Source organism: Bacillus sp. SRL337 (assembly GCF_984799155.1).
This window is the reverse complement of sequence record NZ_OZ481793.1, coordinates 3,999,423-4,021,504: the sequence shown is the minus strand read 5'-3', so window position 1 is coordinate 4,021,504 and position 22,082 is coordinate 3,999,423. Positions and strand designations below refer to the sequence as shown.

Genomic DNA, 22,082 nt, shown 5'->3' with positions numbered 1-22,082 from the left:
GGAGGGTAATAGTTTTTCCTCTACAGCCTGCTGTACCTTATCAGGTAAATACATATGCAGAAAATATCTAGCTATACGGTTTTCAACTGCTGGCGGAATCATTTAAATACCCGCAATCCATGGCGTTCCCTCATCGAAACTTCACCATCAACTAGAATCTTATATGAATCATGGACGATTCTGTCAAGAATCGCATCTGCTATTTGTGCCTGTCCTAGTTTTGAATGCCATCCCTCCGGTGAAAACTGGGAACAGAAAATAGTAGAGGCTCTTTTGAGCCTTGCTTCAATAATCTCCAACACATGTAGTACATTCTCCTCTGAGAGCTCTGTTAGTAGCCACTCATCCAGGATTAATAAATCAATCTTTTTGTACTTCTGAATTAACTTACGGAAGCTGCCATCTGCTTCATACTTTGCTACAGCTAATTCATCCAGTAATTCCGGTAACCTTATATATTTCACTTTATAAAATTGGCGACAGGCATGTACCCCAAAGGCATTAGATATCCACGTTTTTCCGTTCCCGGATGCACCCATTAAAATGATGTTATGGTGATTTTGAATGTAATTTCCTGTTGCTAACTCTAGTATTTGATTCTTGTCTAGATTACGACCCGGATGATATTCGATATCTTCTATGGCTGCGGTTGGTTCGCTGAGTGTCGCCTGTTTAATTAGTCGTTCAAGTCGATTCGATTTACGTCTATCATATTCATAATCTACCAGGAGATTGAATCTATCATCAAAATCCATGTCCCTATAATCATTATTCTGCTTTTGCTGTTGATATAATTCCGCCATCGCACCCATTTTCATTTCTACTAGTTTACGTAAAGTTTCTTGGTTCATTATTTTGTATCCCTCCCAAAGTATTTAGCTCCACGGACAAATCCATAGTCGTCAGATGTAGTGCGAGGTCTGTTAATATCCGTTTTTTTAGTTTGTTTTTTCTTCTTATTTCTTTCTACTACACTTTTAAAGACAGAAACCGTTGGGTTTGTTGAAATTTCAAGTAAGGTTTCTGTTGCTTTCTCTATTTCTTCATTTGGGTATTTCTTAGCTATATTCCTCAGTGTGCTAAGGCTATTTAATGCTTTTTTCTCTACATTCATTTCTAAGATATGAGAGACAAATTGAGTCATAGATGGACCAATTGTTTCTGCCCACTTCCGGTTATTTTCTGGATTATGATCTAAATATAATCGGTGATTGTCAGGCATATGGTCTGGATTGGTCTCTAACTGGCCAATTTCACCATGTTGTCGTTTATGGGATGCAATCCGGACTTCTTTGAAGTAAACTTCAATTAAATCCGTGGTCAGTCGAACATCGACATTCTCTCGGACATAATCATATGGAACGGAATAATACATTCGATCAACTTGGATGTGGTAGTTCAGTTGAACTTTTGCTGTTTTCCATTCCGCAAGTTTATACCTTGTTTGAGGAAGCTGTTGAAGGTAGGATTTCTCTTCTTCCTCAAACACCTTTTTACGCGAACCTGGTCGCTTTTGAAATTCAGTGGCGTTGATTTCTTCTAACTTTTCAAAGATTTTCTGGTTTAAATCTTGAAGATGAAAACACTGATAGTTTCTTAGTGGAGCGATAATCTGCCTGGAAATATATCCAACAGTGCCTTCGACACTTGCTTTATCTTTTGGCCGTCGAACACGGCTTGGAACAATGACAGTACGGTAGTAATCTGCCATTTCACGATAGGCTTCATTTAGAAGAGGCTCTTCACGATGTGCTTTCGTAACCCCTGTTTTCAAATTATCGGGAACCATTGTTTCAGGAACTCCATCAAAATACTCCAATGCATGAATATGAGCGATAAGCCAATTAGCTGATTTCATATCTAAAAAGGCTTCAACATAACTGAACTGACTATAAGGTAAGGTCGCAATAAAAACATACGCCGGAAGCGTTTCTCCTGTTGAACGATCATTAATCTTCAGTGTAGTTCCAGCCCAATCTACTTCCATGACTTCACCTGGTTTTCTTCGAATAGGCATTGTCAATTTATACTTTTTCGCATATTTCCCATAGTTCTCACAAAAAGTACGATAGGCATAGGGGATCTTTCCACCTTCACGTGCCTCTGTCGAGTACTCGTGATGCAGTAGGGACAGGGTTACATTCTTCTTTTGTAGTTCCTTATGCACTCTTTCCCAATCAATTGGAAAGTACCCTTTCTCAACAGCCTGTTTCTCTGGGAAGAGAAACGCTTCTAGCCATGGATTGGTCATGGTGTCATTCAAGCTTTCTACACCCAGTTCTTTGGCACGTTGAACGACATCTGAAACTGTATTCCTTGAATGCCCAGTGCTTGAACTAATCGTTCTTTGACTGACTTCTTCAAAGTGAAGTGCCAAAATCTTACGGTAATTAACCATAAAAAAGCCTCCTGTATAATAATGTCATGCTTGCTGGCATGCAAGATAATTATACAGGAGGCCTTTCTCTATTCTATTTATAGTGGCAACGCATTCCGCAAAGGGTGGCTCTTTTCTCCGCAATGACTGGCTCAAAACTCCGCATAAGTGGCTCATTTCAACTGCAATAATCAATACAGAAGGGAGGCTTGTAAGGCCTCCCCAGAACTTCTATAAATCTACCTTATAGGTTTCATTTTGCTTCAAATAAAAACGGACTTCATGACTGCCGGTGATGATATACCAATCTCTGCCGAGCTCAAGCCGGCATGACAATACCTTGCCATAACCGAGGTTCAGCTCAAACCATTCGCCACACCTCAGTTTGTAACCTTTTTGATCTCCCCAATTAACAATCCAACAATCAAGTGTCTCATCAAAGTACATACTCTTCCAACGACTTTTCTTCATACAAGTTCTCCTTCAATCACCTTCTTGACCATACGGTCATCAATGATTCTTGAACCGTTTTGAGCTGCGAACAGAAGACAATGTGTCGCCAGTTTATTGATCAGTCGTGATGCACCACTTGAATAGCTGAAAATCTCATCAAGGGCTAGATCACTAAAAATATCTCGTTCAACACCGGCATAGCTCAAATGCTTATTCATATATTGCTCTGTTTCTGCTCTGTCAAGATGATCAAGCTTAAACTGGATATCAATGCGCTGACGGATTGCTGCGAAGGACTGAAGCTGAAGGCGATCCCAAAGCTCAGTCTGTCCGACCATAATCAATGCCATGGGGCTTTGGGCATCCATACGGAAGTTTAAAAGGAAACGTACTTCCTCTAACATTTCACGATCAAGCAGATGGGCTTCATCGACCACAACCACAGGCGTTATCTTGTGAATACCTTTCATTAATTCGATTTCGCGATGTAATTGGCGCTTGGCATCACCTCTGTAGAACTTTGCTTCGAGGCCCAACTGTTCTAACATTCCTTTATAGAAGTGACGTGGTGTTAGCTTCGAGTCAGATAAATAAATCAGCTTAAAATGCGATGGGTCCAGTTGGTCTGTAAATCTGCGAATAGCCGTCGTTTTTCCAAGCCCACACTCACCAGTCATGATAGCGAAAAGCTGACGTTCTGCGGCATAGTTCAGTCGCCCAATAATCTCTTCGAGCTGAGTAGATTCATAGAGTTCAGTCGTTGGTATACTGCGGGAAAATGGCGTATGGCTCATCTCAAAGAAGGACTCAAACATGACTCGTTCCCCCTTTGCTGATATGACGGAAACTCACGGCTGGGACAGAAGGTGTAATGGCGGCTGCCTTTCTTGCCTGGTTAGGTTTCTTAGCTCCCTGGAGAAGTCTTGAAGAACCGGCAGGTTCCTTTATCATCTTCTCCGGAAGAGATGGTCTCTTTCCTGTTCTCTCTGAAATCACCATTCTTTTTGCTTTCCAACTATCAAACCCTGGATAATCTAGGGTTAATTCAGTAGTGTCTTGAGGGTCATAGGTAATCTCAACTTTACAACCAACGAAATTGATACCAACTTCATATTTTTCATCCTGAAAACTGATACAGCCGGCTTTATCGACTTTCCTTGTTTCTGAATGCAGGAATGCGTGAGCGAGCTCTTCTGCAGAAACGTGACGAATGGGCGTCCCTTCACTGCGATAAGCTTCTAAGGGTGTGATGTTTTTCTCTAAAGCTGAATGCGGCTTATGAAGATAACGCTCATCAAGCCATACACCTAACCATTGATTTAACGCTTCAATTGTTTGAGGGTTTTCTAGTTTCACCTCGTTTAAAAACTCTTCGAATGTGCGATTAAAACGTTCTACTTTACCTGTCGATTCAGGCGAGTAAGGACGGGCATATAGAAGCCGTGTACCTAACTTGGAACAGGTTCTGGCCATCCATTTTGTGCGGTACTGCTTACCGTTATCAAAGTAAACACTTTCAGGAACCCCATGCTTTCTGACAGCTTCACGAAAAGCATCTTCAACACAACGTGCATCAAGCATAGGGTAGAATGCCACATGAAGAGGAAATCGAGTCGCGTCGTCTAAAAAAGCTACCATATATACCTGTTTTTTCGTACCGTTCGGTCCAATCGGTAAATATGGTCCGTATTTAATATCAGAATGCCATAAGGCATTCCGACAACACTTCTGAAAACGTCGGACAGCTCCAGATGTTTCATGATACATCTTCATTTGTCGTGCACTATAACCACGTTTTGCAAGACGCTCCTGCAGTGTTGATCGTTTCAATACCCCTTTTTCTACTAGACCATCCCACTCTAGGATTTGAATAATGGAGGCGATACTCCGACTTGGCACTTCACGTCTCAGTAAAATAGCCTGTTCAAGCACTTGATCATGTAGTTCTTCTGGAACTGAACGATAAGGTTTTTGTTTTAAGCCCTCAAAGCCTTTTTCCTTAAACTGAGAGATATAGCGTCGAATGGTACGGTCTGAAAGTCCGTTCCGAAGACAGATTTGCTTGATGAGTCTTCCTCGCTCCTGCTTATCCAATTCTTCTAATAGCGGCGCAATCATTTGAAACCGATTCGTTGCCATTTCTTCTGCTTTTGTTCTACCCATTGTTAACACTCCTTTTTCTTGATAATTGAAGTGTAAATCATGGAGAAGCGGACAAAAACGCAGAACGGGTATGTATCCAAAAATGATGATTTGCAACTGGATGGACAATTTTCCCCAGCCATCCACTTGCTGTGCCGAACCATTGTCCAATTCGTTTATGTACAGGCAACAGGCGACTGGACAGGTCGACCATTGGGGTCTCATTCTGATCAAATTGAATTAGTAAGGATTGAAGAATAAACAACCAGTAATCAATCAAAGTAGAAAACCATTTCCTCCACCTGTAAATCGTAGATTCATATGCTGCCACCGTCAGGTGGGCTGTTTTGAAAATGGTTTCCTCAATGACTTCTGCAGCGTATCGTTTATATGGGATCATTAAGTCAGGAAGCTCGTGGTGAATTTTGTTGCACTGCTGGCAACGCAGCCTCCTGATGATAAACGTTCTGGCCATGCCTCTCTCATCTTTTAACTTTCTCTCCCTTGCACCAATGACCTTGAAGTCCTGCTGATTACAACAGGGACAAGGAACCTTTTCTGCACATTTAATAAAAAACGCCTTTATCGGCGGATTCCACTATGATATAATCATTTACAACAATCATATTGTTTGAGGGACGTCTTCCGTCGCGCCACTGGTAATGGCCGGCATCATGGAAGGCGTCTTTTCCTTTCTTCAGGGTGATTAAGGACATTATATCCGTCAATCCCCGGACAAACAATACCGTCAACATATGGACGTTTTTAAACAGCATTAACAACAGATTTCAACAAATAAGATTCAACAGTTTACCTTACTATAACCTCTTTCTATATACTTAAGTAGTTTATAGAAAGTGAGGACAGGAAGTGGAGAAGTTGTCGATTTATAACGAGATTCATAGGCTTCGCAGTGAGGGATTTTCAAACAGTGCGATTGCCAGGAAATTAAAAATATCAAGGAACAGGGTGATTGATTACGGAAAGATGACACCAGAAGAATTTTACTTATTTGTCGCTTCATTACAAAGTAGAAGCAAAAAGCTTGATCCTTTTCATGAGGAGATTCTAGGATGGCTCAAAGAACACCCGGACCTTTCAGGAGCACAGGTATTGGACTGGCTAGGGGAAAAATTAGATGTCAGTTCTGTTTCGGAAGGAACAGTGAGGAATTTTGTGAATGAGCTGCGTGAAGTTTATCATATTCCCAAAATGACGCCATCAAGGGAGTATAGTGCTGTTCCTGAACTACCCATGGGGTTGCAGATTCAAGTTGATTTTGGGCAAACAAAAGTTCTTACTACTGGAGGAACATATAAAAGGCTGTACTTTATAGGATTTGTACTGGCACACTCACGATTCAAGTATGTAGAGTGGCTGGACCGGCCCTTTCGGGCGAATGACCTTATCCGAATGCATGAGAATGCCTTCCGGCATTTTGGAGGAATGTCCATTGAAATGGTCTATGACCAAGACCGGTTACTCGCAATCAGCGAGAATTCAGGGGATTTAATCATGACTGTCGATTTCACTAAATATCAACAGGCAAGGAGGTTCAAGGTTTATCTTTGTAGAAAGTCGGACCCCGAGTCCAAGGGCAAAATAGAACAGGTGGTGAAATATATAAAACATAACTTCGCGAAGAACCGAACGTTTGATAACTTAATTGATTGGCAGGACTCCTCCATGAAATGGTTGAAGCGAACCGGGAACTATAAAATTCATCATAATACAAAAAAGAGACCCGTTGAGGTGCACGCCCTGGAAAAGCAACACCTTCAAAAGGTCCCTGGTACTTATATTTTTGAAAACATCTTCACCTCAAGTATAACAAGAGATATTAACAAAGACAATGTCATTCGTTTTGACGGTAATCGCTACAGCGTACCTATCGGTACGTACCCGAAAAGGCGCCCCAAATGTTGCCTATGTCGAAAGCGATGAGGAGTATCTATACATACGCTTGCATCAAAACGGTAATGTCTTGACAAAACATAGACTCGCAGAAGGAAAGGGAGAAGTTATATCTGATCCTTCACACCGAAAGCGAAATCACACAAAGCGTGACCTTTTAATCCAGCAGATAGAAGGAATGTTGGATGATAAGACAACTGCAAATTGGCTTATTGAACTGTTAGCTGAGCACTATCCAAGACATTTGGTTGACCAATTGAAAGTGGTCCAGGCAGTCCTCTTAAAGTATCCCGACCTCGATATGGAAGCTATTGACGAAATGAAACGCCTTCGGCTGACAAGTGCTAACGACTTACGAAACATCGCCCTTTCTTTGGAAATCCAGAACCGAAAGATAGGAAATGCAGATGGATTCTTAAATGAGAAATATAAAGATTTGGTTGCCCCAGAACGAAAAGAGGACATCTATCTCAGCGTGCTTGGAGGTGGAAAAAGATGAGCCACCCCTATGAAATCCTTCAGGATAAGTGTCGCTCCTTACGACTGGCTGAAACGGCAAAAGAGCTGCCTGACCTCCTAAGAGAAGCAGAAGCAAAGGGTTGGACCTACTATGAGTTCATCCATGAAATTCTACGGCATGAATTGAGTTGCAGGGAGCGAAAGAATATCGAGAAATTGATGAAATGGGCAGATTTCCCCGAATTCCTCACATTCGAAACCTTTCGTCTGGAAGAACAGACTGCCATTGGAGAAAAGCAACTGAATATTTTAAAACAGCTCTCTTGGGTGGATGAATGCTTTACCCTTATTATGATGGGACCGACTGGCGCTGGAAAAACTCACCTTTCAACAGCACTTGGCATCCATGCCATCGAACAAGGATATCAGGTGTCATTTATAGCCATGGATCGCTTGATCTATGTCCTAAAATCAAGGGAGTATGTAGGAAAATCGAAGATGCGATATAAGCGTATCATGAATTCAGATCTAATAATCATTTACGATGTCATGTATATGGCATATGAGCCTCAGGATGCCCACTTATTCTTTCAATTTATTTATGAAATGTATGATAAGGCAGCGTTCATCCTTACCTCTAATAAAGGCCCTGGAGAATGGGGAAAGTTTCTCGGAGACCCAACGCTTACCACAGCCATTTTAGACCGTCTTCTTCATCGAAGTGAAATTTTAACATTTAGCGAAGAGCAAGACAGTATTAGGATGAAATACAGAAAAGCACTATTCAATAATTAAAAGGTTGAATCTAAAAAATGGAGATGAAAAAATGGGAGTTATAAACGCAGAAGAGGCGATTCTTTTTTTTAAAACCTATGGATTTAAATTAGATGAAGAGTCAGTGAAGGAATGGGCTGATGAGTACAATACAAATGGAGATAAACCCTGCGAAACTCGGCCATCGAAGAGAAAGATTTATACACCTACAATCAATGGTATGTTTTAAAGGGAACGGCACATGAAGTTGGAATTGATGATATAAATTGTCAACTCAAGTCGAACACGGCAAGAAATTCATGAATACCTCAAATGGCGTATTATAATTGAGCACTTTCCGGGGGACCTGGTTAAACGTCAAGAGAAAGTCCATAATGTCCTTCTGGGTCATCCGGCTGAAATCGGTTCCTTTTGGGTACTTGCGCCTAATGCGGCCGTTGCTATTTTCATTGGTACCACGCTGACCTGGTTTGCCGGGATCCGAGAAGTAAAAGGGAACTTCCAGCCCTTTCTCCACTTCTTCCCAAAGATGAAATTCCTTGCCGCGGTCTGCCGTGATGGACTTCACCACTTTTTTAGGCACGTTTTTCAACACATGGATGATGGACTGGGCGGTTTCACTCGCCGTTTTTGCCGACAGTTTATAGATAATCTCAAACCGGCTGGTACGTTCGGTCAACGTGAGAATCTGACTTTTGTGCGACTTGCCAATGACTGTATCGACTTCCCAATGCCCGACTTGGCTTCGAGGCGCACTACGAGCATGAATTTTTTTAAGACGGGGCATCTTGCCTCGCGTTTCCGTCATATTGTTTTTCAACTCATGGATGGATCAAAAAATACGGTAAGCAGCCAGAAGTTAAGAGTGTGCAAACATTCTCTTCCACTGAGGCTGAGCTGAGAGCGCTTAAGAAGGAGATGAGAGACCTCCAGGAGGAAAACGATATCCTAAAAAAGGCGATGCACTACTTCGCGAAAGACCCTCGGTAAAATATGAATTCGTTCATGAGAATCGCTCCCGATTCCGAGTGGAGAAGATGTGCGATGTCCTGGGAGTTTCCAAAAGCGGTTATTTTAAATGGTTAAACCGGCCAAAAAGCGACAAGCAGAAACAACATGAGAAATTGACGCAGGAGATCCTTCAGACTCATTTGGAATTCAAGCAACGGTACGGCAGCGTCAAGATTGCTAAAACCCTGAACAGACGCGGTGTAAAGGTAAGTGAGCGTACGGTTTCGCGTATCATGACCAAGAACCAATGGAGGTCCTGTACCGTCAAGAAATACAAGGCAACGACGAACTCGAAGCACCAGTATCCAGTAAGTGAAAACGTCTTGAATCGTCAATTCAAAGCAAGCAAGCCAAACCAGTTATGGGTAACGGATATCACCTATATTCCGACCAACGAGGGCTGGTTGTATTTGGCGACCGTAATGGACTTGTATTCTCGTAAAATAGTAGGCTGGGCAATGGATAAGACTATGACAAAGGCTCTGGTACTCTCAGCGTTAAAGATGGCATACAGGCGTCAAAAGCCTGGGGAAGGAGTCGTTCACCACTCTGACAGGGGAGTTCAATACGCCTCTTTAGAGTATCAAGCATTATTGAAAAAGTACGATATGATAGGAAGCATGAGCCGAAAAGGCAACTGTTATGACAACGCTTGTATTGAGTCCTTTCATGGCATTCTTAAGCGTGAGCTCGTTTATCAGACCAAGTATATTTCTAGAGAAGATGCCAAGAAATCGTTGTTCGAGTACATTGAGTTTTTCTACAATTCCAAGAGGATCCATTCGACTTTGGGCTATCAAACGCCAAATGAATTTGAAAAAATGAACGGAAATCCTGCGGCCTGATTTAACCTTCATAAAAAAGTTTAAAAAGCTTTAAATTTAAACTTTTTTATGAAGGCCACCAAGCGTAAGCGCGGTAGAAAAATCTGTGTCTATTTTCTTGACGTAGTATCAGACGTACTCCGTTTCCATAAAGTCCGATCAGCACTCCTCCCAAGCAAAATTCCAGAAAAGTGAATACTTTAAGGAGAAGGCAAAAGAACGATATAAAATTGAAGCTAAAAATAGTGAGTTAAAACACAGACACGGGTATAATGTAGCAGAATCCTCGGGTCTAATTGGCATGGAGTTACAAGGTGCCATGGCAATATTTGCGGTAAACATTAAAAGGATCCTCAAACTAATATGATAATAAAAGGGCAGCATATACGGTGATATCCAAGAAAAAAGCCAACCCTTCTTCCTTTTATAGGAAGAAGGGTTGACTTTTTCTTTATTAATTATATTTATAGCTTAGAAATCGGCAGATTTTCAGTGCCCTCATTATGAAGGGTGGTTTTTAATGTATATGCCTACTGAAACAACTAAACATTTATAGTGATAACTCCGATAAAAGAAGTATAACCTAGTAGGAGGTAAATAGATGATTGAAAAAGTGACAGGCGAAAAATTTCTACAATCATTAAGTTATCCTGGAGATAAACAAATAGTTCCTTTAAAAAGAACTTCTAATATAGAGACTGAAAAAAAGGTAGCAGAACATCTAGAACCTGTCACAAAAGATAAATTTGAAAGAGTAGTGAAAGGAATTAATGAGTTTTTGACAGAATCTAAAACACATTTAAAGTTTGAGTATCATGAGAAGTTAAAAAACTACTATGTAACAATTGTTAATGAACAAACAAATGAAGTAATTAAAGAAATACCCTCAAAAAAAGTCCTAGATATGCACGCAGCAATGAAAGAATTTATAGGCTTAATGATAGATAAAAAGATATAAAGGAGTAGTGAAAGGAATTAATGAGTTTTTGACAGAATCTTAAACACATTTAAAGTTTGAGTATCATGAGAAGTTAAAAGACTGCTATGTAACAATTGTTAATAAACAAACGAATGAAGTAATTAAAGAAATACCCTCAAAGCTACGGGAACACAGTTCTGGTAAGTATAAAGGCCAAACCAGGATTACAAAAAGAGGACGAAGTCGGCTGCGCTGGGCTCTCTATTTAGCAATAAGACCCCTTGTCGCTCATAATCCAACATTTAAAGTCTTGCATAAACACTATACAACTCGGACTGAAAAACCATTGAAAAAACAACAGTCACTCATCGCCTTGTGTTGTAAATTATTACGCGTGCTTTTTGTCATTGGCCATAAGCAATGTGAATTTGATGGTTCAAAGTTACTAGCAGGATTGCCTCAAAAACAAGTAAAAAGATTGCGTAAGAAGGATCTAAACAATTAAAGAGCTTATCATTTCATAAATACCAATAGTGCAGAGTTGGAGCTTATTTATTCCATCCGGGCATCAGACCCAGCAAAGGAGCATATCCAACCTCAACCTCATGGATACGCAGGACGAAGGAATGTATGGATACCAATCCTGAGAGAAATGGGAGGGTTAGCGACCGTGAGCACTGTGGAGATTTCCTGGCACGGTTATAAGTCTATTTTTTCAAACCCATCCAGTCTGGGAGATAGGATGGCCCCAACCTGTAAGTATTTTAAAGATATTCAAGCATTATCCAATTATGTAACCACTATTGATTCTTTAAAAAATTTTGAGAATAAGCGAGTATTTGAAAGAAAAATTAACTTTATTGAGGGAGTGAGATTATGAGAGTTGGTGGTCTGGCCAGCGGTATGGATATTGATTCCATAGTTGCTGATTTAATGAAGGCAGAACGCATGCCCCTAGATAAATTAAAGCAAGAAAAACAAATCTTGGAATGGAAACGTGATGACTATCGTTCAATAAATACGTTATTGTTGGATTTTCGTTCGGAACTCACTCAAATGAAATTTTCATCCAAGTATAGTGCGCGCACTACTACTTCAACTAATGAAGATTTATTGACAGCAACGGCAACCTCGTCTGCTTCTCAGGGATCTTATAATATACAAAATGTCAATCAGTTGGCAAGTGCAGCTACGCTTATTAATGGAGGTAAAATCTCCAACGATACGCTAGACCCAGCGAAGAGCCTTTTCTCCCAAAACTCAAATTTCAGCACAGCTTTTACATGGAGCGAGGGAGCAGTCGAAAATAAAACCCTCAATGTTACTACAGACGGTACCACTGAACTCGCGTTAAATGTTGATGCCATTGATTCAGGAACTTTGAATGTGAAAGTGGATGGAAAGAACTATAAAGTGGTTCAATCTTCTACACCGGCAGAAGGGGAAGTCTATCTGGATATAACGAACGATAAGTTAGTGTTTGGAGGTTCTGGGCTATCTCAGGGATCAACTGTAAAGGCAGAGTTTATTACTCAAAACAGAACTGAAAATAAAACGATTGATGCTGCAACCAGCACATGGCAGCTCGAGCGTGGTTCTTTAAAGTCGCTGAGTTCTTTTAAAATTGGTGGAGAAGATTATACTATCAATGATGACTCCTCAAACAATAGATTTACCATTATAGATCCGAAAAACTCAACTGAAGTGGGATATATCGACAAAGAAACAGGAAAAGTTACTTTTAATGAGGAACAAGTTGTGGGTACTTCCTTTGAAGCTACCTATACCCAAAACTATACTTCGTTTACTTTAGGGGCTCATACTTCAAAAGGAGAGACTTCTGAAAATTTTATTGTTCAAGAAAACCAATCCTTGAATACCATGATTGGAAAAGTTAACAGCTCTAAGGTTGGACTCTCGATGATGTATGATTCGTTTTCGGACCAAGTGACATTAACCAGGACGGAATCTGGAAATTACAATGAGACAGGCGGGGAAATTATTACTTCTGGTAATTTTCTGAATTCTGTTTTGAAATTTGGTGCTGATGCAACTGAAGCGGGTGGGACGAATGCAAAATTCACCATTAACGGTTTGGAAACTGAAAGAACTTCCAACGCATTTACCATGAACGGAGTAACGTTTACACTAAAGCAGACGTTCACCTCTGGTTCTGCCGGTATTTCAGTAAATAATGATACAGATAAAGTCTTTGAGAATATAAAAGGTTTTGTTGAAAAGTACAATGAGCTGATAGGAAAGATAAGCGATAAATCTTCAGAAGAATATTATCGCTCTTACAAGCCTTTAACGGATGAACAGAAGGAATCTTTGTCGGATAAACAGCAGGAAAAGTGGACAGATATGGCAAAGAGTGGCCTTTTAAGAAGAGATCCTATTCTATCAAATGTCTTGTCAGAAATGCGGATGAATTTCTACCAGCCTGTCCAAAATAGTGGAGTTTCCTCGGTTTTCAGCCAGCTCGCTTCTATAGGTATTAAGACCACCAGCAACTATTTAGAAGGTGGGAAACTTGAAATAAACGAAACAGAATTAAGAAAAGCCATCGAGGAGGATCCTGCATCTGTGCAAAATTTGTTTTCCTGGGAAGGAACTACAGAAGGAGAAAAAGGGATCATCAACCGGCTATATGATACGGCCAACAATACAATGGACAAACTCAAAGAAAAGGCCGGGAACGCCTTTTCAACCAATCAGCAGTTTGCCATTGGGCGAAATCTAAAAAATATGGATGACCGAATCGACCGTTTCGAAGACCGGATGAAACAAGTTGAGGACCGTTACTGGCGCCAGTTTACAGCCATGGAAAAGGCAATACAGAAAGCAAATTCCCAATCAGCCTATCTAATGCAGCAATTCAGCGGAGGCATGTAATTATTTATTATAAAATTAGTGAGGAGTGTCTAAATGGCAATTAACAACCCCTACAAAACGTATCAAAACAACTCAGTCACAACGGCTTCACCTGGGGAGTTAACGCTTATGCTTTATAACGGCTGCCTGAAAAATATCCAGCTTGCTAAAAAAGCGATATCCGATAAACAGGTGGAAGTGAAAAATGTCAATATCCAAAAAGCTCAAAATATCATCAGTGAACTGATGGTGACCCTTAATATGGATATTGCTGTATCTAAAAACATGATGGCTCTCTATGATTACCTTAATAGGAGATTAATAGAAGCCAATTTAAAGAATGATTCTGCTATTTTAAATGAAGTTGAAGAGTTTATTACAGAATTTCGGGATACATGGAAACAGGTCATTCAAACGAACCGACAGCAGCAATACGCTGGGTCAGGTGATAAAGCCTAATGTCTTCTGTTGAAGAATGTTATCTATTAACAAAGCAGTTGTTTCAAATACTGGGAACACAGACCGAGGAAGATCGTGATGCACGTATCTCTAAAGTGGAATCTCTATTAGAACAAAGAGAAATTGTCTTGGCAAGAGTGAAGGCACCATACACTCAACAAGAAGCAGAGATGGGCAGTCAAATTGTGAAGTGGAATCAAGTGATAGACCGTAAGATGGCAGACTTTCGGGATGCTATCAAGAAGGAAATGAATGGTACGGTTAAAAAGAAAGCCTCTGCGAAAAAATACTCCAATCCATACGATCATCTTCAAACGGATGGATTCTATTACGATAAAAAGAATTGAATGTTCAAAGGACCTCTAATCATAGGGGTTCTTTTTTGGGTAGGAAAAATTGAAAAAACGGTTCTATAATATTTGTTGGGGTTCTTACACAATTTGAACAAAAAAAATGCATGTAATCATCCAGTCTTTTATACTTGAGTTGTCGAGAAACAAGTATAGATTGGAGATTCGTGCATAATGAATTTTAACATAATTCTACCCGGTTTTGAAGAAGCAATGGTTACGAAAATGGAGGAAGTGGAAGCGAGACTTTGGATTTATACAGAGAAGCCGGTTACACCCCACAGTTGTCCGGTTTGTGCTACTTTCACTCATAAGATTCACGACTATCGTATACAAAAAATTAAGCATTTAAAGCTATTTGAAAGACACACACTAATCTTTTACAAAAGAGAAGATATGCTTGTCCTTGTGGAAAGAAGTTTGCGGAAAAGAACCCTTTTGTGAATAGATACCAACGGTTATCAGTGGAACTGAACCAGGCAGTTAAAATTCGTAGTATTAAAGGCAAGACGTTCAAGGAGACGGCAGAAGTGTATGGAACATCCCCTTCAACGGTCGCAAGGCGCTTTGATCAATTGGCCAAAGAGACAGTCAACGAAGAAGCGAAGGAATTGCCAAAAGTGATCACCATCGATGAATACAAAGGAGATACCAGAGAAGGCAAGTACCAGCTCATAATCGCGAATGGCATCACTAAAGAGCCCATTGATATCCTTCCGAATCGATACAAAAATACGATTAAGCACTATCTCCGAAAGTATGGAGCTCAAGTGGAAATCGTAATCATGGATATGAGTCAGTCTTTTAAAGCAGCTGTCACACAAGCCCTTGGGAAGCCTATTATTGTGGCGGATCGGTTTCACTTTGTTCGATATATCTATTGGGCACTTGATGGAGTGAGGAGAAGAGTTCAATCCAGCTGGCATGATTATGATCGAAAGAAATGCAAAAAGATGCGACATGTATTCTATAAAAAATCCTATAAGTTAACAGAGGACAATCAGTGGTATCTTCAACGTTATCTGGACATGTCCCCTGAATTAAAGCTGGCCTATGAATTGAAAGAACTGTTCTGTCACTGGTTCGATGAGGCGAAACAAAATGGAGAAGAGAACATCCACCAAACCAAAAATGACTTATATTCCTTTTACAAAGCCGTTGATGAGGCGGGCATCCCGGAGTTTCAAAAAGCAGCGCAAACATTAAAAAATTGGCAGGTTGAAATATTAAATAGCTTTACCTATAGCTATTCTAACGGCTTCTTGGAGGGAATTAACAACTTAACGAAAGTGATGAAACGAAACGCATTTGGATTTCGAAGCTTTACGCGTTTTCGAGCGAAAATACTATTAACACATACGTATAAAAGACTGGGTTCACATATTGGATAAGGGTGAAGCAAAATTCACTTCACCCCAACATTTGACGTTGAACCGAAAAAACACCCTGACCTAATGCAATTCGATTGGCACTAGGAGAGGGTGTTTCTATGTTTTTGAGTTTTAGTTTAACACCAAAGAGCCGCTAACCTGAAAAAAAGCCTTCGCCAGGTTCTCCAAGCATTCTTCGCGAAAGCTATCACTGCATATGAAACTATGAGCAATATCCTCTTTTAATGTTGAATACGAGAGCTCTAGCTTTTGGCTGGTCGTCATATAATTTAATTCTTCTTTCTCTATATAGATCTGTAATTCTCTTTCAAAATATTCCACAGAGCCAAATAAAACCGTCATGATAGACATTGGCATTCTTCCCTTCTTTTTTAATGAATTGAAAACTATAACCCATTACCATTCTTATTTGTTAGTATTTCATGAGAGACTTTCTATTAATTCAATTCTTTCTGCATTCTGAACAATTTTATAAAGTCCATTTCCATAATAGTCTTCAGGTGATTTTTGTCTCTTACACTTATAACAGACTTGCAGCTTGTCTCCGCAGCTTTCCTGTCTGTCTTCAACCTTTCATCTCACCTTGAAACCGGCTAAACATATTTATAGATACTTTATTTAATCAATTTTTTTTAGTAAATTCCATCCCCTCTTCTTGAAAAAAATAAAAGACCACCAAAAAGAAGGTGGATAAATGAATAGGAATGGAAAAGTGCTCCGCATTATTATCTACAAAACTTTTTGGCAGCCCGGCTATCTTAGTTTAGCTAACCTTAGACCCGTGGCTTTGCGTCCTTTCCTTTCGAAAAGTTTGCCTTTTTTCAATTTTGTCAATAGACTTTTAAAACTATTCTAATAATAAATCATAAAGACCTAGTTTTCAATAAATTCCAGAAAAAAATTACAAATTACTCCATTTTTCGCTAAAATATCTGATTTTAAAGTACTAAAGATTTGAATTCTATAAGAGTCCATCATTTACTATGAGCGTATGATATAGAAAATTCCATTCCATTTCAGGGATAATTGATTCTATTTTTTCCTTCCATACGACTATATGTGCTGGACATTTCAACTGCTTTTCCATTACCTCACAGTGCAAGCAGCAAGTCTTTTCTGATTGGAGATGGAATAGGGGGGACGAAACTTACTCGTCCCGGCCCAATATTGTTATGACTACAGGTGTTCTGCCCATAGTAAGGTTTTTTGAAAGTATCCCTTCCGGATATTGTAAATTATAGACGGTAGAAGTTCCTCTTTTCTTGATTTTGCACGGGTGTTCAGGTCCGAAAACTTCACATAATATTAAGCTATTACTAGTTTATTCGTTGAGGTGCATGAGAAAATAATAATAAGATATATTTCTCAAATCCCTTTCATATAAACATTCAACATAATATTCTAAAATTCGTCAAAATATTTAGAAAGATTAAGCAGGAATAATGAGGGGAATAGAGAAATATATAAACATAGCTTTATCTAAAAGGAGGAGTTTACATGTTGAACTACAACATTCGAGGCGAGAACATTGAGGTAACTCCAGCGATTCGAGAACACCTGGAGAATAAGGTTGGCAAGTTGGGTCGTTACTTCAATGAAACTCCTGATGCTGACGTAAATGTTAACTTAAAGGTATACCCTGATAAGAAAACTAAGGTCGAAGTGACAATCCCGATGCCGCATTTGGTTCTGCGCGCTGAGGAACGCCACGAAGATATGTACGCAGCCATCGACCTGATCGTAGATAAACTGGAGAGACAGATTCGTAAACACAAAACCAAAGTGAACCGCAAAATGCGTGAAAAGGGAAGTCCGAAAGAATTCTTCGCTGCTCAGGAAGGGTTGACTACATCTCAACTGAATGAAAAAGCGCAGGAAGATGAGACGGATGTTCCTAATGAAGTTGTAAGGACAAAGCAATTTAACCTGAAACCGATGGATAGTGAGGAAGCGATTCTGCAAATGGATCTTCTCGGCCATAATTTCTTCATCTTTACTGACGCTGAAACGAATGCAACGAATATCGTGTATAAGCGCAGAGACGGCAAATACGGGTTAATCGAAACCACATAATTGATAGCATCAGCATCCTGCAGATTCTGCAGGATGTTTTTACGTTTAAAAAAAGGACATTTCCTTCGAGTGGCGAATAAAATCAATTAAAGATAAATTTTGTCGGGAGGAATCACAACATGACATTTAGTATTGTCGGATTTGATCCAAAGGAAAAAGAGTGGGGAATAGCTGTACAATCCAAGTTTATCGGAGTCGGTGCCGTTGTTCCGTTTGCCCGTGCCGGAGCGGGGGCAGTGGCGACACAGTCTTACGCCAACACAGCGTACGGACCGCAGGCTCTTCAATTGATGGAAGAAGGGAAAACAGCCGAAGAAGCGTTGGAAATTATCATGCAGGATGACCCTGAGCGTCATCTCCGCCAGGTCGGGCTGATTGATGCACAGGGAAATGCGGCAACATATACAGGAGAAGGCTGTTATGATTGGGCTGGCGGCATGACCGGTGAACATTTTGCTGCGCAGGGAAATATCCTTGTTGATCAGCGTACAGTGGAGGCAATGGCTGAGACGTTTACCTCAACAGAAGGAACCTTGGCAGAAAGGCTCCTGAAAGCACTTGATGCCGGACAGGAAGCGGGAGGCGATTCCAGAGGAAAGCAGTCTGCTGCCATTTATGTTGTAAAAGAAAAAGGTGGTTACGGCGGTTTCAATGACCGATTGATTGATTTGAGGGTCGATGACCATCCTGATCCGATTAAAGAGTTAATCCGAATTTTTAACCTGCATCAGCTCTATTTTGCAGTTTCCAACCCGGACAAAGTGGTGCCAGTGGCTGGCTCTACCCAAGAAGAACTGGAGGCAGAGCTGGAGCGCCATGGTTATATGAAAGAGGATAAGAGTGTCAGCCAGGCGTTAAGGGATTACCTTCATACCGAAAACTTTGAAATGAGAGAACAGGAGGGACATATTGACCTGGATGTGCTGGAGTTTATGAAAAAGCAAGAGAAATAATCGTTTGAACTAGCGTACATATGCCGATAAATACCGAAGAGTACATGTCCTTAAAGAGCTAGCTGGGAGGCATGAACTCTGAAAATTGGAGAAAGGATGTCCTCAAAGAGCTGGTTGGGGTACATATGTCAATCAAAATTGAAGAGAAGATGTCCTCAAAGAGCTGGATGGGATATATATGCCCAATCAAAATTGAAGAGAGGATGGCCTCAAAGAGCCCCCTTGGAGCAAATGAACTCTTATATAATGAAGAAAAGATGTTCTCAAACTGCTAACTCGAGTAGAATGATGTCCTCATCTTATGAAAGTCTCTCTTCTAACCTGCATACCTGCAAGCCCAAGAAGGTGTCCTCCAAAAGGACACCTTCTTTTATATGGCTCTTTTCTAAGAGTTGTAGTTTTTATGACAATGTTATCCCCTACCCTTTTATGTAGGAGGATTGGAGCGGAAGGCATACGACCTCCTGAGGGATTAGTGGGACTCGTCTAGTGCCAGCGGCAAACGGCTAGCAGATTTCGGCTCTCTCCTTGCGATTAGTCAGCATCGAATCGCTATCGCTCTTCGTGATTCCTATATCTCATACGAGAGCCCTCCAATCTGTACGCCGCTGAACGGTGCCTTTCCGCTTTTTAGTCAATCCAGCTCCAGCGCCAGCGCCTAGCCCCTCGGGGTCATAAGCCAATCCGTCAGGAAGGTTAAAGAGCAACCTTCCCGCCGGCTCGTCTTATGCCAGTCGGGGCTGATCAAGGCGCCTGCGCTTTTTAGTCAATCCAGCTCCAGCGCCTAGCCCCTCGGGGTCATAAGCCAATCCGTCAGGAAGGTTAAAGAGCAACCTTCCCGCCGGCTCGTCTTATGCCTGTCGGGGCTGATCAAGGCGCCTGCGCTTTTTAGTCAATCCAGCTCCAGCGCCTAGCCCCTCGGGGTCATAAGCCAATCCGTCAGGAAGGTTAAAGAGCAACCTTCCCGCCGGCTCGTCTTATGCCTGTCGGGGCTGATCAAGCCGCTTGTGCTTTATATCCTAAGCTGCAATTCCCGCAGCATCTGAATGAAATTTGCGGCGTAGATTTCCGGGCTGAAATGCTGTTTGATGTATTGCTGGGCATTCTGCCTGATTTGGGCTTTCAGAGGCGCGTTGTGGATGAAATCGGTGGCTTCTCTTACGGCATGGTGGATGTCGCCCTGCTGATAGATTTTACCTGTCGAGTTATGGAAGATGAAGCTTTTGATGCCATCCGAGTCTGTTGTCAGCACAGGGCAGAGGCAGCACATAGCTTCTACCAGCGCGTAACCGAATCCTTCATATTTGGAGGTGGAGCAAAGCATTCCTCCTGAGTTTCCGATTCTTGTATAGTAGTTCGGCATTTGATTGTGGGGGATATTGGAGTGGATGGTGATAGATTTAGTCAGATTAAGTGAACGGGCCATTTGTTGAAAGGCTTTTACTTCAGAAGGCTGATTCAGGTTGGCATCGGTGAATATCCAGATTCTCAAGTTGCCATAATTGGTCATTAATTCTTTGGATAGCTGCAGGAATTCCCTCCAGTTCTTATTTTCCTCGAACCGTCCCACCCAGCCGAGCAGCATGTAAGGTTCTGTTGAGACTCCTTCCGTGACATATGTGAAACCTGTTGTATCGATGCAGTTGTGAAAAGAGTATTTCTTTTTCTGTGGGTAATATTTTTCGATCAGTGATACTAAGTGAGGTGTTTTTGGAAGCAGGATGGCATCTGCATTTGGGTTGACATGGGGCCGGGCATGGTTAAGGATGTTGTCTGCCGTTTCGAGGACGCCCATTCCCTGGACCTCATAGATCAGTTTGCCGGTGTATCCCAGTTTCCGGACTCTTTCAAGAAAAAGGTAGTCAGATCCCACGATGATAGCATCGAATTTTTCGGTGTCAATGATTTGCTTTATTTGCACGTCGTCATTGGTGATCCAGGTTTTTTCTGTAATATTCTGCATCCCGGCTCCTTCGGAAAAGAATAGAAATTGAAATTGGATGCCGCTGTTCGCTAATGCAGCGGTCCTTTGCCTTGCTAGTGTTTCGACACCTCCGCTCGGGACGTAATAGACAAATAGAATCTTCATAGAAATAGAACTCCTTTTTATTTTTTCTTTTAATGGGCTACCAGTTATAATCTTTTTCGTAACCCAGGCGTATTAACAAGTCTCCTGCCACTTCTTTGAATATCTGTTTGTGTTCGGCTGTGAATTCTTTTTTCCAGTCGCCGATGCTGCCTTTTCGGAAAGTACCTGACTTTTCCGGATGGACATTCTTCAGCATACGGTCCACTATCTCGTCCTTCGTAATGTGAAGGTGCTTCAGATCTTCCCAAAGGTGGTTGACGATTTTCAGCAGGGCAGTTCTTTGAGTTTCCCCATTCCCCATTAGCTCCTCAAATGTTACCCAGCAAACATGTTCATAATCCAGCCATTTCATAATGTCGATTGAGTAGCCCCTGATATTTTGGATGATCATCGGCCCGCGCCATTCCGGGTTCTGGACCTTTGCCCCTTTGATCATGGTCATTAGCCTTTCGTCATGCGTTTTCAGCCCATTTGCGAGATAGGGATTATAAGGGTGGTTATATTGGTTCCGCATAATGAAGTGAACCAGTGATACGACATTGTCGCGAAGATCCCGGGTGACAAGGACCATTTTGATATTATTTTTCCGTATATATTCCTCTGCTGTTTTGGTGTAAGGAAGATGTGCCGGTGCGAATATACCCTCCTCTATAATAGATAAATACTTCTCAGGGTCTATCCATCGACCTGCGATTTTCATTCCGGGAATCCCTTCTACAAGTTGGAGGGCTAAATGTGTCCCGCTCTTCGGAATAGAGTTGACAAGGATTTTACATCGATTTTTCAAGTGGAATCTTTCCCTTCCTTGAGTTTTGGTGCTTCTCCCCAATCCAGCCATTCATTGTGCAGCGTCCTGGCTGCCAGCTGCTTTCGATTATCTGCCGTCCTTGCAGAACTGTGCGCTGTTTTCATGAGGGATGGTCTATATTGCAAACCTATCATTATAGTATGTCCGGAATGAAGATTGGTATAGGCAAGTGATAGCCTTCCGCTCGTTTATTGGTTCCTCCCTTTATGAGG

At 41.2% G+C, this 22,082-nt stretch carries 22 protein-coding genes, 6 pseudogenes and 1 riboswitch; of the genes and pseudogenes, 16 read left to right on the top strand and 12 right to left on the bottom strand.

Annotated elements, in window-relative coordinates:
* Nucleotides 1-98 precede the first annotated feature (98 nt).
* From istB (AC4E8A_RS20315) to AC4E8A_RS20285, 7 genes are all read right to left on the bottom strand, one after another.
* Nucleotides 99-854 (bottom strand): IS21-like element helper ATPase IstB, encoded by a 756-nt coding sequence (gene istB / locus AC4E8A_RS20315; RefSeq protein WP_490198756.1) that lies wholly within the window; start codon nucleotides 852-854, stop codon nucleotides 99-101.
* Nucleotides 851-2,398: an IS21 family transposase gene (gene istA / locus AC4E8A_RS20310; RefSeq protein WP_490193399.1), complete on the bottom strand. Its 1,548-nt coding sequence runs from the start codon at nucleotides 2,396-2,398 to the stop codon at nucleotides 851-853. Before istA (AC4E8A_RS20310) ends, istB (AC4E8A_RS20315) begins: the two co-directional genes overlap by 4 nt.
* A gap of 210 nt (nucleotides 2,399-2,608) precedes the next feature.
* The gene (locus tag AC4E8A_RS20305) at nucleotides 2,609-2,848 is read right to left on the bottom strand and encodes a DUF5348 domain-containing protein (RefSeq protein WP_490195598.1); all 240 of its coding nucleotides are present in this window, start codon (nucleotides 2,846-2,848) and stop codon (nucleotides 2,609-2,611) included.
* The gene (locus AC4E8A_RS20300; RefSeq protein ID WP_490195597.1) at nucleotides 2,845-3,645 is read right to left on the bottom strand and encodes an ExeA family protein; all 801 of its coding nucleotides are present in this window, start codon (nucleotides 3,643-3,645) and stop codon (nucleotides 2,845-2,847) included. Before AC4E8A_RS20300 ends, AC4E8A_RS20305 begins: the two co-directional genes overlap by 4 nt.
* Nucleotides 3,638-4,993, bottom strand: a complete 1,356-nt coding sequence (locus tag AC4E8A_RS20295; RefSeq protein WP_490195596.1) for a DDE-type integrase/transposase/recombinase — start codon at nucleotides 4,991-4,993, stop codon at nucleotides 3,638-3,640. The genes AC4E8A_RS20300 and AC4E8A_RS20295 overlap by 8 nt, the downstream gene beginning before the upstream one ends.
* Before the next feature lie 37 nt (nucleotides 4,994-5,030).
* A complete protein-coding gene (locus tag AC4E8A_RS20290) occupies nucleotides 5,031-5,543 on the bottom strand; it encodes a DUF6431 domain-containing protein (RefSeq protein WP_490198949.1) in 513 nt (170 codons plus the stop codon).
* Complete coding sequence (locus tag AC4E8A_RS20285; protein ID WP_490195595.1) at nucleotides 5,539-5,748, bottom strand: hypothetical protein; 210 nt, start codon at nucleotides 5,746-5,748, stop codon at nucleotides 5,539-5,541. Before AC4E8A_RS20285 ends, AC4E8A_RS20290 begins: the two co-directional genes overlap by 5 nt.
* A 94-nt stretch (nucleotides 5,749-5,842) precedes the next feature.
* Here AC4E8A_RS20285 and istA (AC4E8A_RS20280) point away from each other — a divergent pair, with 94 nt between their 5' ends.
* The 4 genes from istA (AC4E8A_RS20280) to AC4E8A_RS20265 all read left to right on the top strand — a co-directional run bounded on the left by istA (AC4E8A_RS20280) (nucleotide 5,843) and on the right by AC4E8A_RS20265 (nucleotide 8,348).
* Nucleotides 5,843-6,916: an IS21 family transposase gene (gene istA, locus AC4E8A_RS20280; RefSeq protein ID WP_490195594.1), complete on the top strand. Its 1,074-nt coding sequence runs from the start codon at nucleotides 5,843-5,845 to the stop codon at nucleotides 6,914-6,916.
* A 148-nt stretch (nucleotides 6,917-7,064) separates the two neighbouring features.
* On the top strand, nucleotides 7,065-7,385 hold the full coding sequence (locus tag AC4E8A_RS20275) for a hypothetical protein (protein WP_490195593.1): 321 nt from the start codon (nucleotides 7,065-7,067) through the stop codon (nucleotides 7,383-7,385).
* Entirely contained in the window at nucleotides 7,382-8,140 is a 759-nt protein-coding gene (gene istB / locus AC4E8A_RS20270; RefSeq protein ID WP_490195592.1) for an IS21-like element helper ATPase IstB, read from the top strand. The genes AC4E8A_RS20275 and istB (AC4E8A_RS20270) overlap by 4 nt, the downstream gene beginning before the upstream one ends.
* A 31-nt stretch (nucleotides 8,141-8,171) precedes the next feature.
* Nucleotides 8,172-8,348, top strand: a complete 177-nt coding sequence (locus AC4E8A_RS20265) for a hypothetical protein (RefSeq protein ID WP_490195591.1) — start codon at nucleotides 8,172-8,174, stop codon at nucleotides 8,346-8,348.
* Between the two features lie 45 nt (nucleotides 8,349-8,393).
* Here AC4E8A_RS20265 and AC4E8A_RS20260 read toward each other — a convergent pair.
* Nucleotides 8,394-8,942 (bottom strand): annotated as a pseudogene (locus AC4E8A_RS20260) (IS30 family transposase); the annotation flags it as partial.
* Between the two features lie 133 nt (nucleotides 8,943-9,075).
* Between AC4E8A_RS20260 and AC4E8A_RS20255 the strand changes: the two are divergent.
* The 9 genes and pseudogenes from AC4E8A_RS20255 to AC4E8A_RS20215 all read left to right on the top strand — a co-directional run.
* Nucleotides 9,076-9,975 (top strand): annotated as a pseudogene (locus tag AC4E8A_RS20255) (IS3 family transposase); the annotation flags it as partial.
* Between the two features lie 109 nt (nucleotides 9,976-10,084).
* Nucleotides 10,085-10,321, top strand: a pseudogene (locus tag AC4E8A_RS20250) (transposase); the annotation flags it as partial.
* A 234-nt stretch (nucleotides 10,322-10,555) separates the two neighbouring features.
* A complete protein-coding gene (gene flaG / locus AC4E8A_RS20245) occupies nucleotides 10,556-10,912 on the top strand; it encodes a flagellar protein FlaG (RefSeq protein ID WP_490195590.1) in 357 nt (118 codons plus the stop codon).
* A gap of 55 nt (nucleotides 10,913-10,967) precedes the next feature.
* Nucleotides 10,968-11,042, top strand: a pseudogene (locus AC4E8A_RS20240) (flagellar protein FlaG); the annotation flags it as partial.
* 21 nt (nucleotides 11,043-11,063) lie between these two features.
* Nucleotides 11,064-11,378 (top strand): annotated as a pseudogene (locus AC4E8A_RS20235) (transposase); the annotation flags it as partial.
* A gap of 371 nt (nucleotides 11,379-11,749) precedes the next feature.
* Nucleotides 11,750-13,768: a flagellar filament capping protein FliD gene (gene fliD, locus AC4E8A_RS20230; protein WP_490195589.1), complete on the top strand. Its 2,019-nt coding sequence runs from the start codon at nucleotides 11,750-11,752 to the stop codon at nucleotides 13,766-13,768.
* A gap of 33 nt (nucleotides 13,769-13,801) precedes the next feature.
* On the top strand, nucleotides 13,802-14,206 hold the full coding sequence (fliS, locus tag AC4E8A_RS20225) for a flagellar export chaperone FliS (RefSeq protein WP_490195588.1): 405 nt from the start codon (nucleotides 13,802-13,804) through the stop codon (nucleotides 14,204-14,206).
* Nucleotides 14,206-14,553 carry a flagellar protein FliT gene (gene fliT / locus AC4E8A_RS20220; protein WP_490195587.1) on the top strand — a complete coding sequence of 116 codons (348 nt, stop codon included), beginning with the start codon at nucleotides 14,206-14,208 and terminating at the stop codon, nucleotides 14,551-14,553. Before fliS ends, fliT begins: the two co-directional genes overlap by 1 nt.
* Before the next feature lie 177 nt (nucleotides 14,554-14,730).
* Nucleotides 14,731-15,947: pseudogene (locus tag AC4E8A_RS20215) on the top strand (ISL3 family transposase).
* Between the two features lie 111 nt (nucleotides 15,948-16,058).
* Here AC4E8A_RS20215 and AC4E8A_RS20210 read toward each other — a convergent pair.
* The gene (locus AC4E8A_RS20210) at nucleotides 16,059-16,298 is read right to left on the bottom strand and encodes a hypothetical protein (protein WP_490195586.1); all 240 of its coding nucleotides are present in this window, start codon (nucleotides 16,296-16,298) and stop codon (nucleotides 16,059-16,061) included.
* Between the two features lie 389 nt (nucleotides 16,299-16,687).
* Nucleotides 16,688-16,773: riboswitch (cyclic di-GMP riboswitch) on the bottom strand.
* Nucleotides 16,774-17,444: 671 nt separating this feature from the next.
* Between AC4E8A_RS20210 and hpf the strand changes: the two genes are divergently transcribed.
* The 3 genes from hpf to AC4E8A_RS20195 all read left to right on the top strand — a co-directional run bounded on the left by hpf (nucleotide 17,445) and on the right by AC4E8A_RS20195 (nucleotide 19,248).
* Nucleotides 17,445-18,020 (top strand): ribosome hibernation-promoting factor, HPF/YfiA family, encoded by a 576-nt coding sequence (gene hpf, locus AC4E8A_RS20205; protein WP_490195585.1) that lies wholly within the window; start codon nucleotides 17,445-17,447, stop codon nucleotides 18,018-18,020.
* 119 nt (nucleotides 18,021-18,139) lie between these two features.
* Nucleotides 18,140-18,973, top strand: coding sequence for a DUF1028 domain-containing protein (locus AC4E8A_RS20200; RefSeq protein WP_490195584.1), 834 nt, complete (start codon nucleotides 18,140-18,142; stop codon nucleotides 18,971-18,973).
* A 71-nt stretch (nucleotides 18,974-19,044) separates the two neighbouring features.
* Nucleotides 19,045-19,248 carry a hypothetical protein gene (locus tag AC4E8A_RS20195; RefSeq protein ID WP_490195583.1) on the top strand — a complete coding sequence of 68 codons (204 nt, stop codon included), beginning with the start codon at nucleotides 19,045-19,047 and terminating at the stop codon, nucleotides 19,246-19,248.
* A 737-nt stretch (nucleotides 19,249-19,985) separates the two neighbouring features.
* On the opposite strand, the gene AC4E8A_RS20190 is transcribed toward AC4E8A_RS20195, so the two are convergent.
* From AC4E8A_RS20190 to AC4E8A_RS20180, 3 genes are all read right to left on the bottom strand, one after another.
* Nucleotides 19,986-21,062 carry a glycosyltransferase family 4 protein gene (locus tag AC4E8A_RS20190; RefSeq protein WP_490195582.1) on the bottom strand — a complete coding sequence of 359 codons (1,077 nt, stop codon included), beginning with the start codon at nucleotides 21,060-21,062 and terminating at the stop codon, nucleotides 19,986-19,988.
* Between the two features lie 37 nt (nucleotides 21,063-21,099).
* Nucleotides 21,100-21,762: a sulfotransferase domain-containing protein gene (locus AC4E8A_RS20185; protein ID WP_490195581.1), complete on the bottom strand. Its 663-nt coding sequence runs from the start codon at nucleotides 21,760-21,762 to the stop codon at nucleotides 21,100-21,102.
* An 83-nt stretch (nucleotides 21,763-21,845) separates the two neighbouring features.
* Nucleotides 21,846-22,004, bottom strand: coding sequence for a hypothetical protein (locus tag AC4E8A_RS20180; protein ID WP_490195580.1), 159 nt, complete (start codon nucleotides 22,002-22,004; stop codon nucleotides 21,846-21,848).
* Between the last annotated feature and the right edge of the window lie 78 nt (nucleotides 22,005-22,082).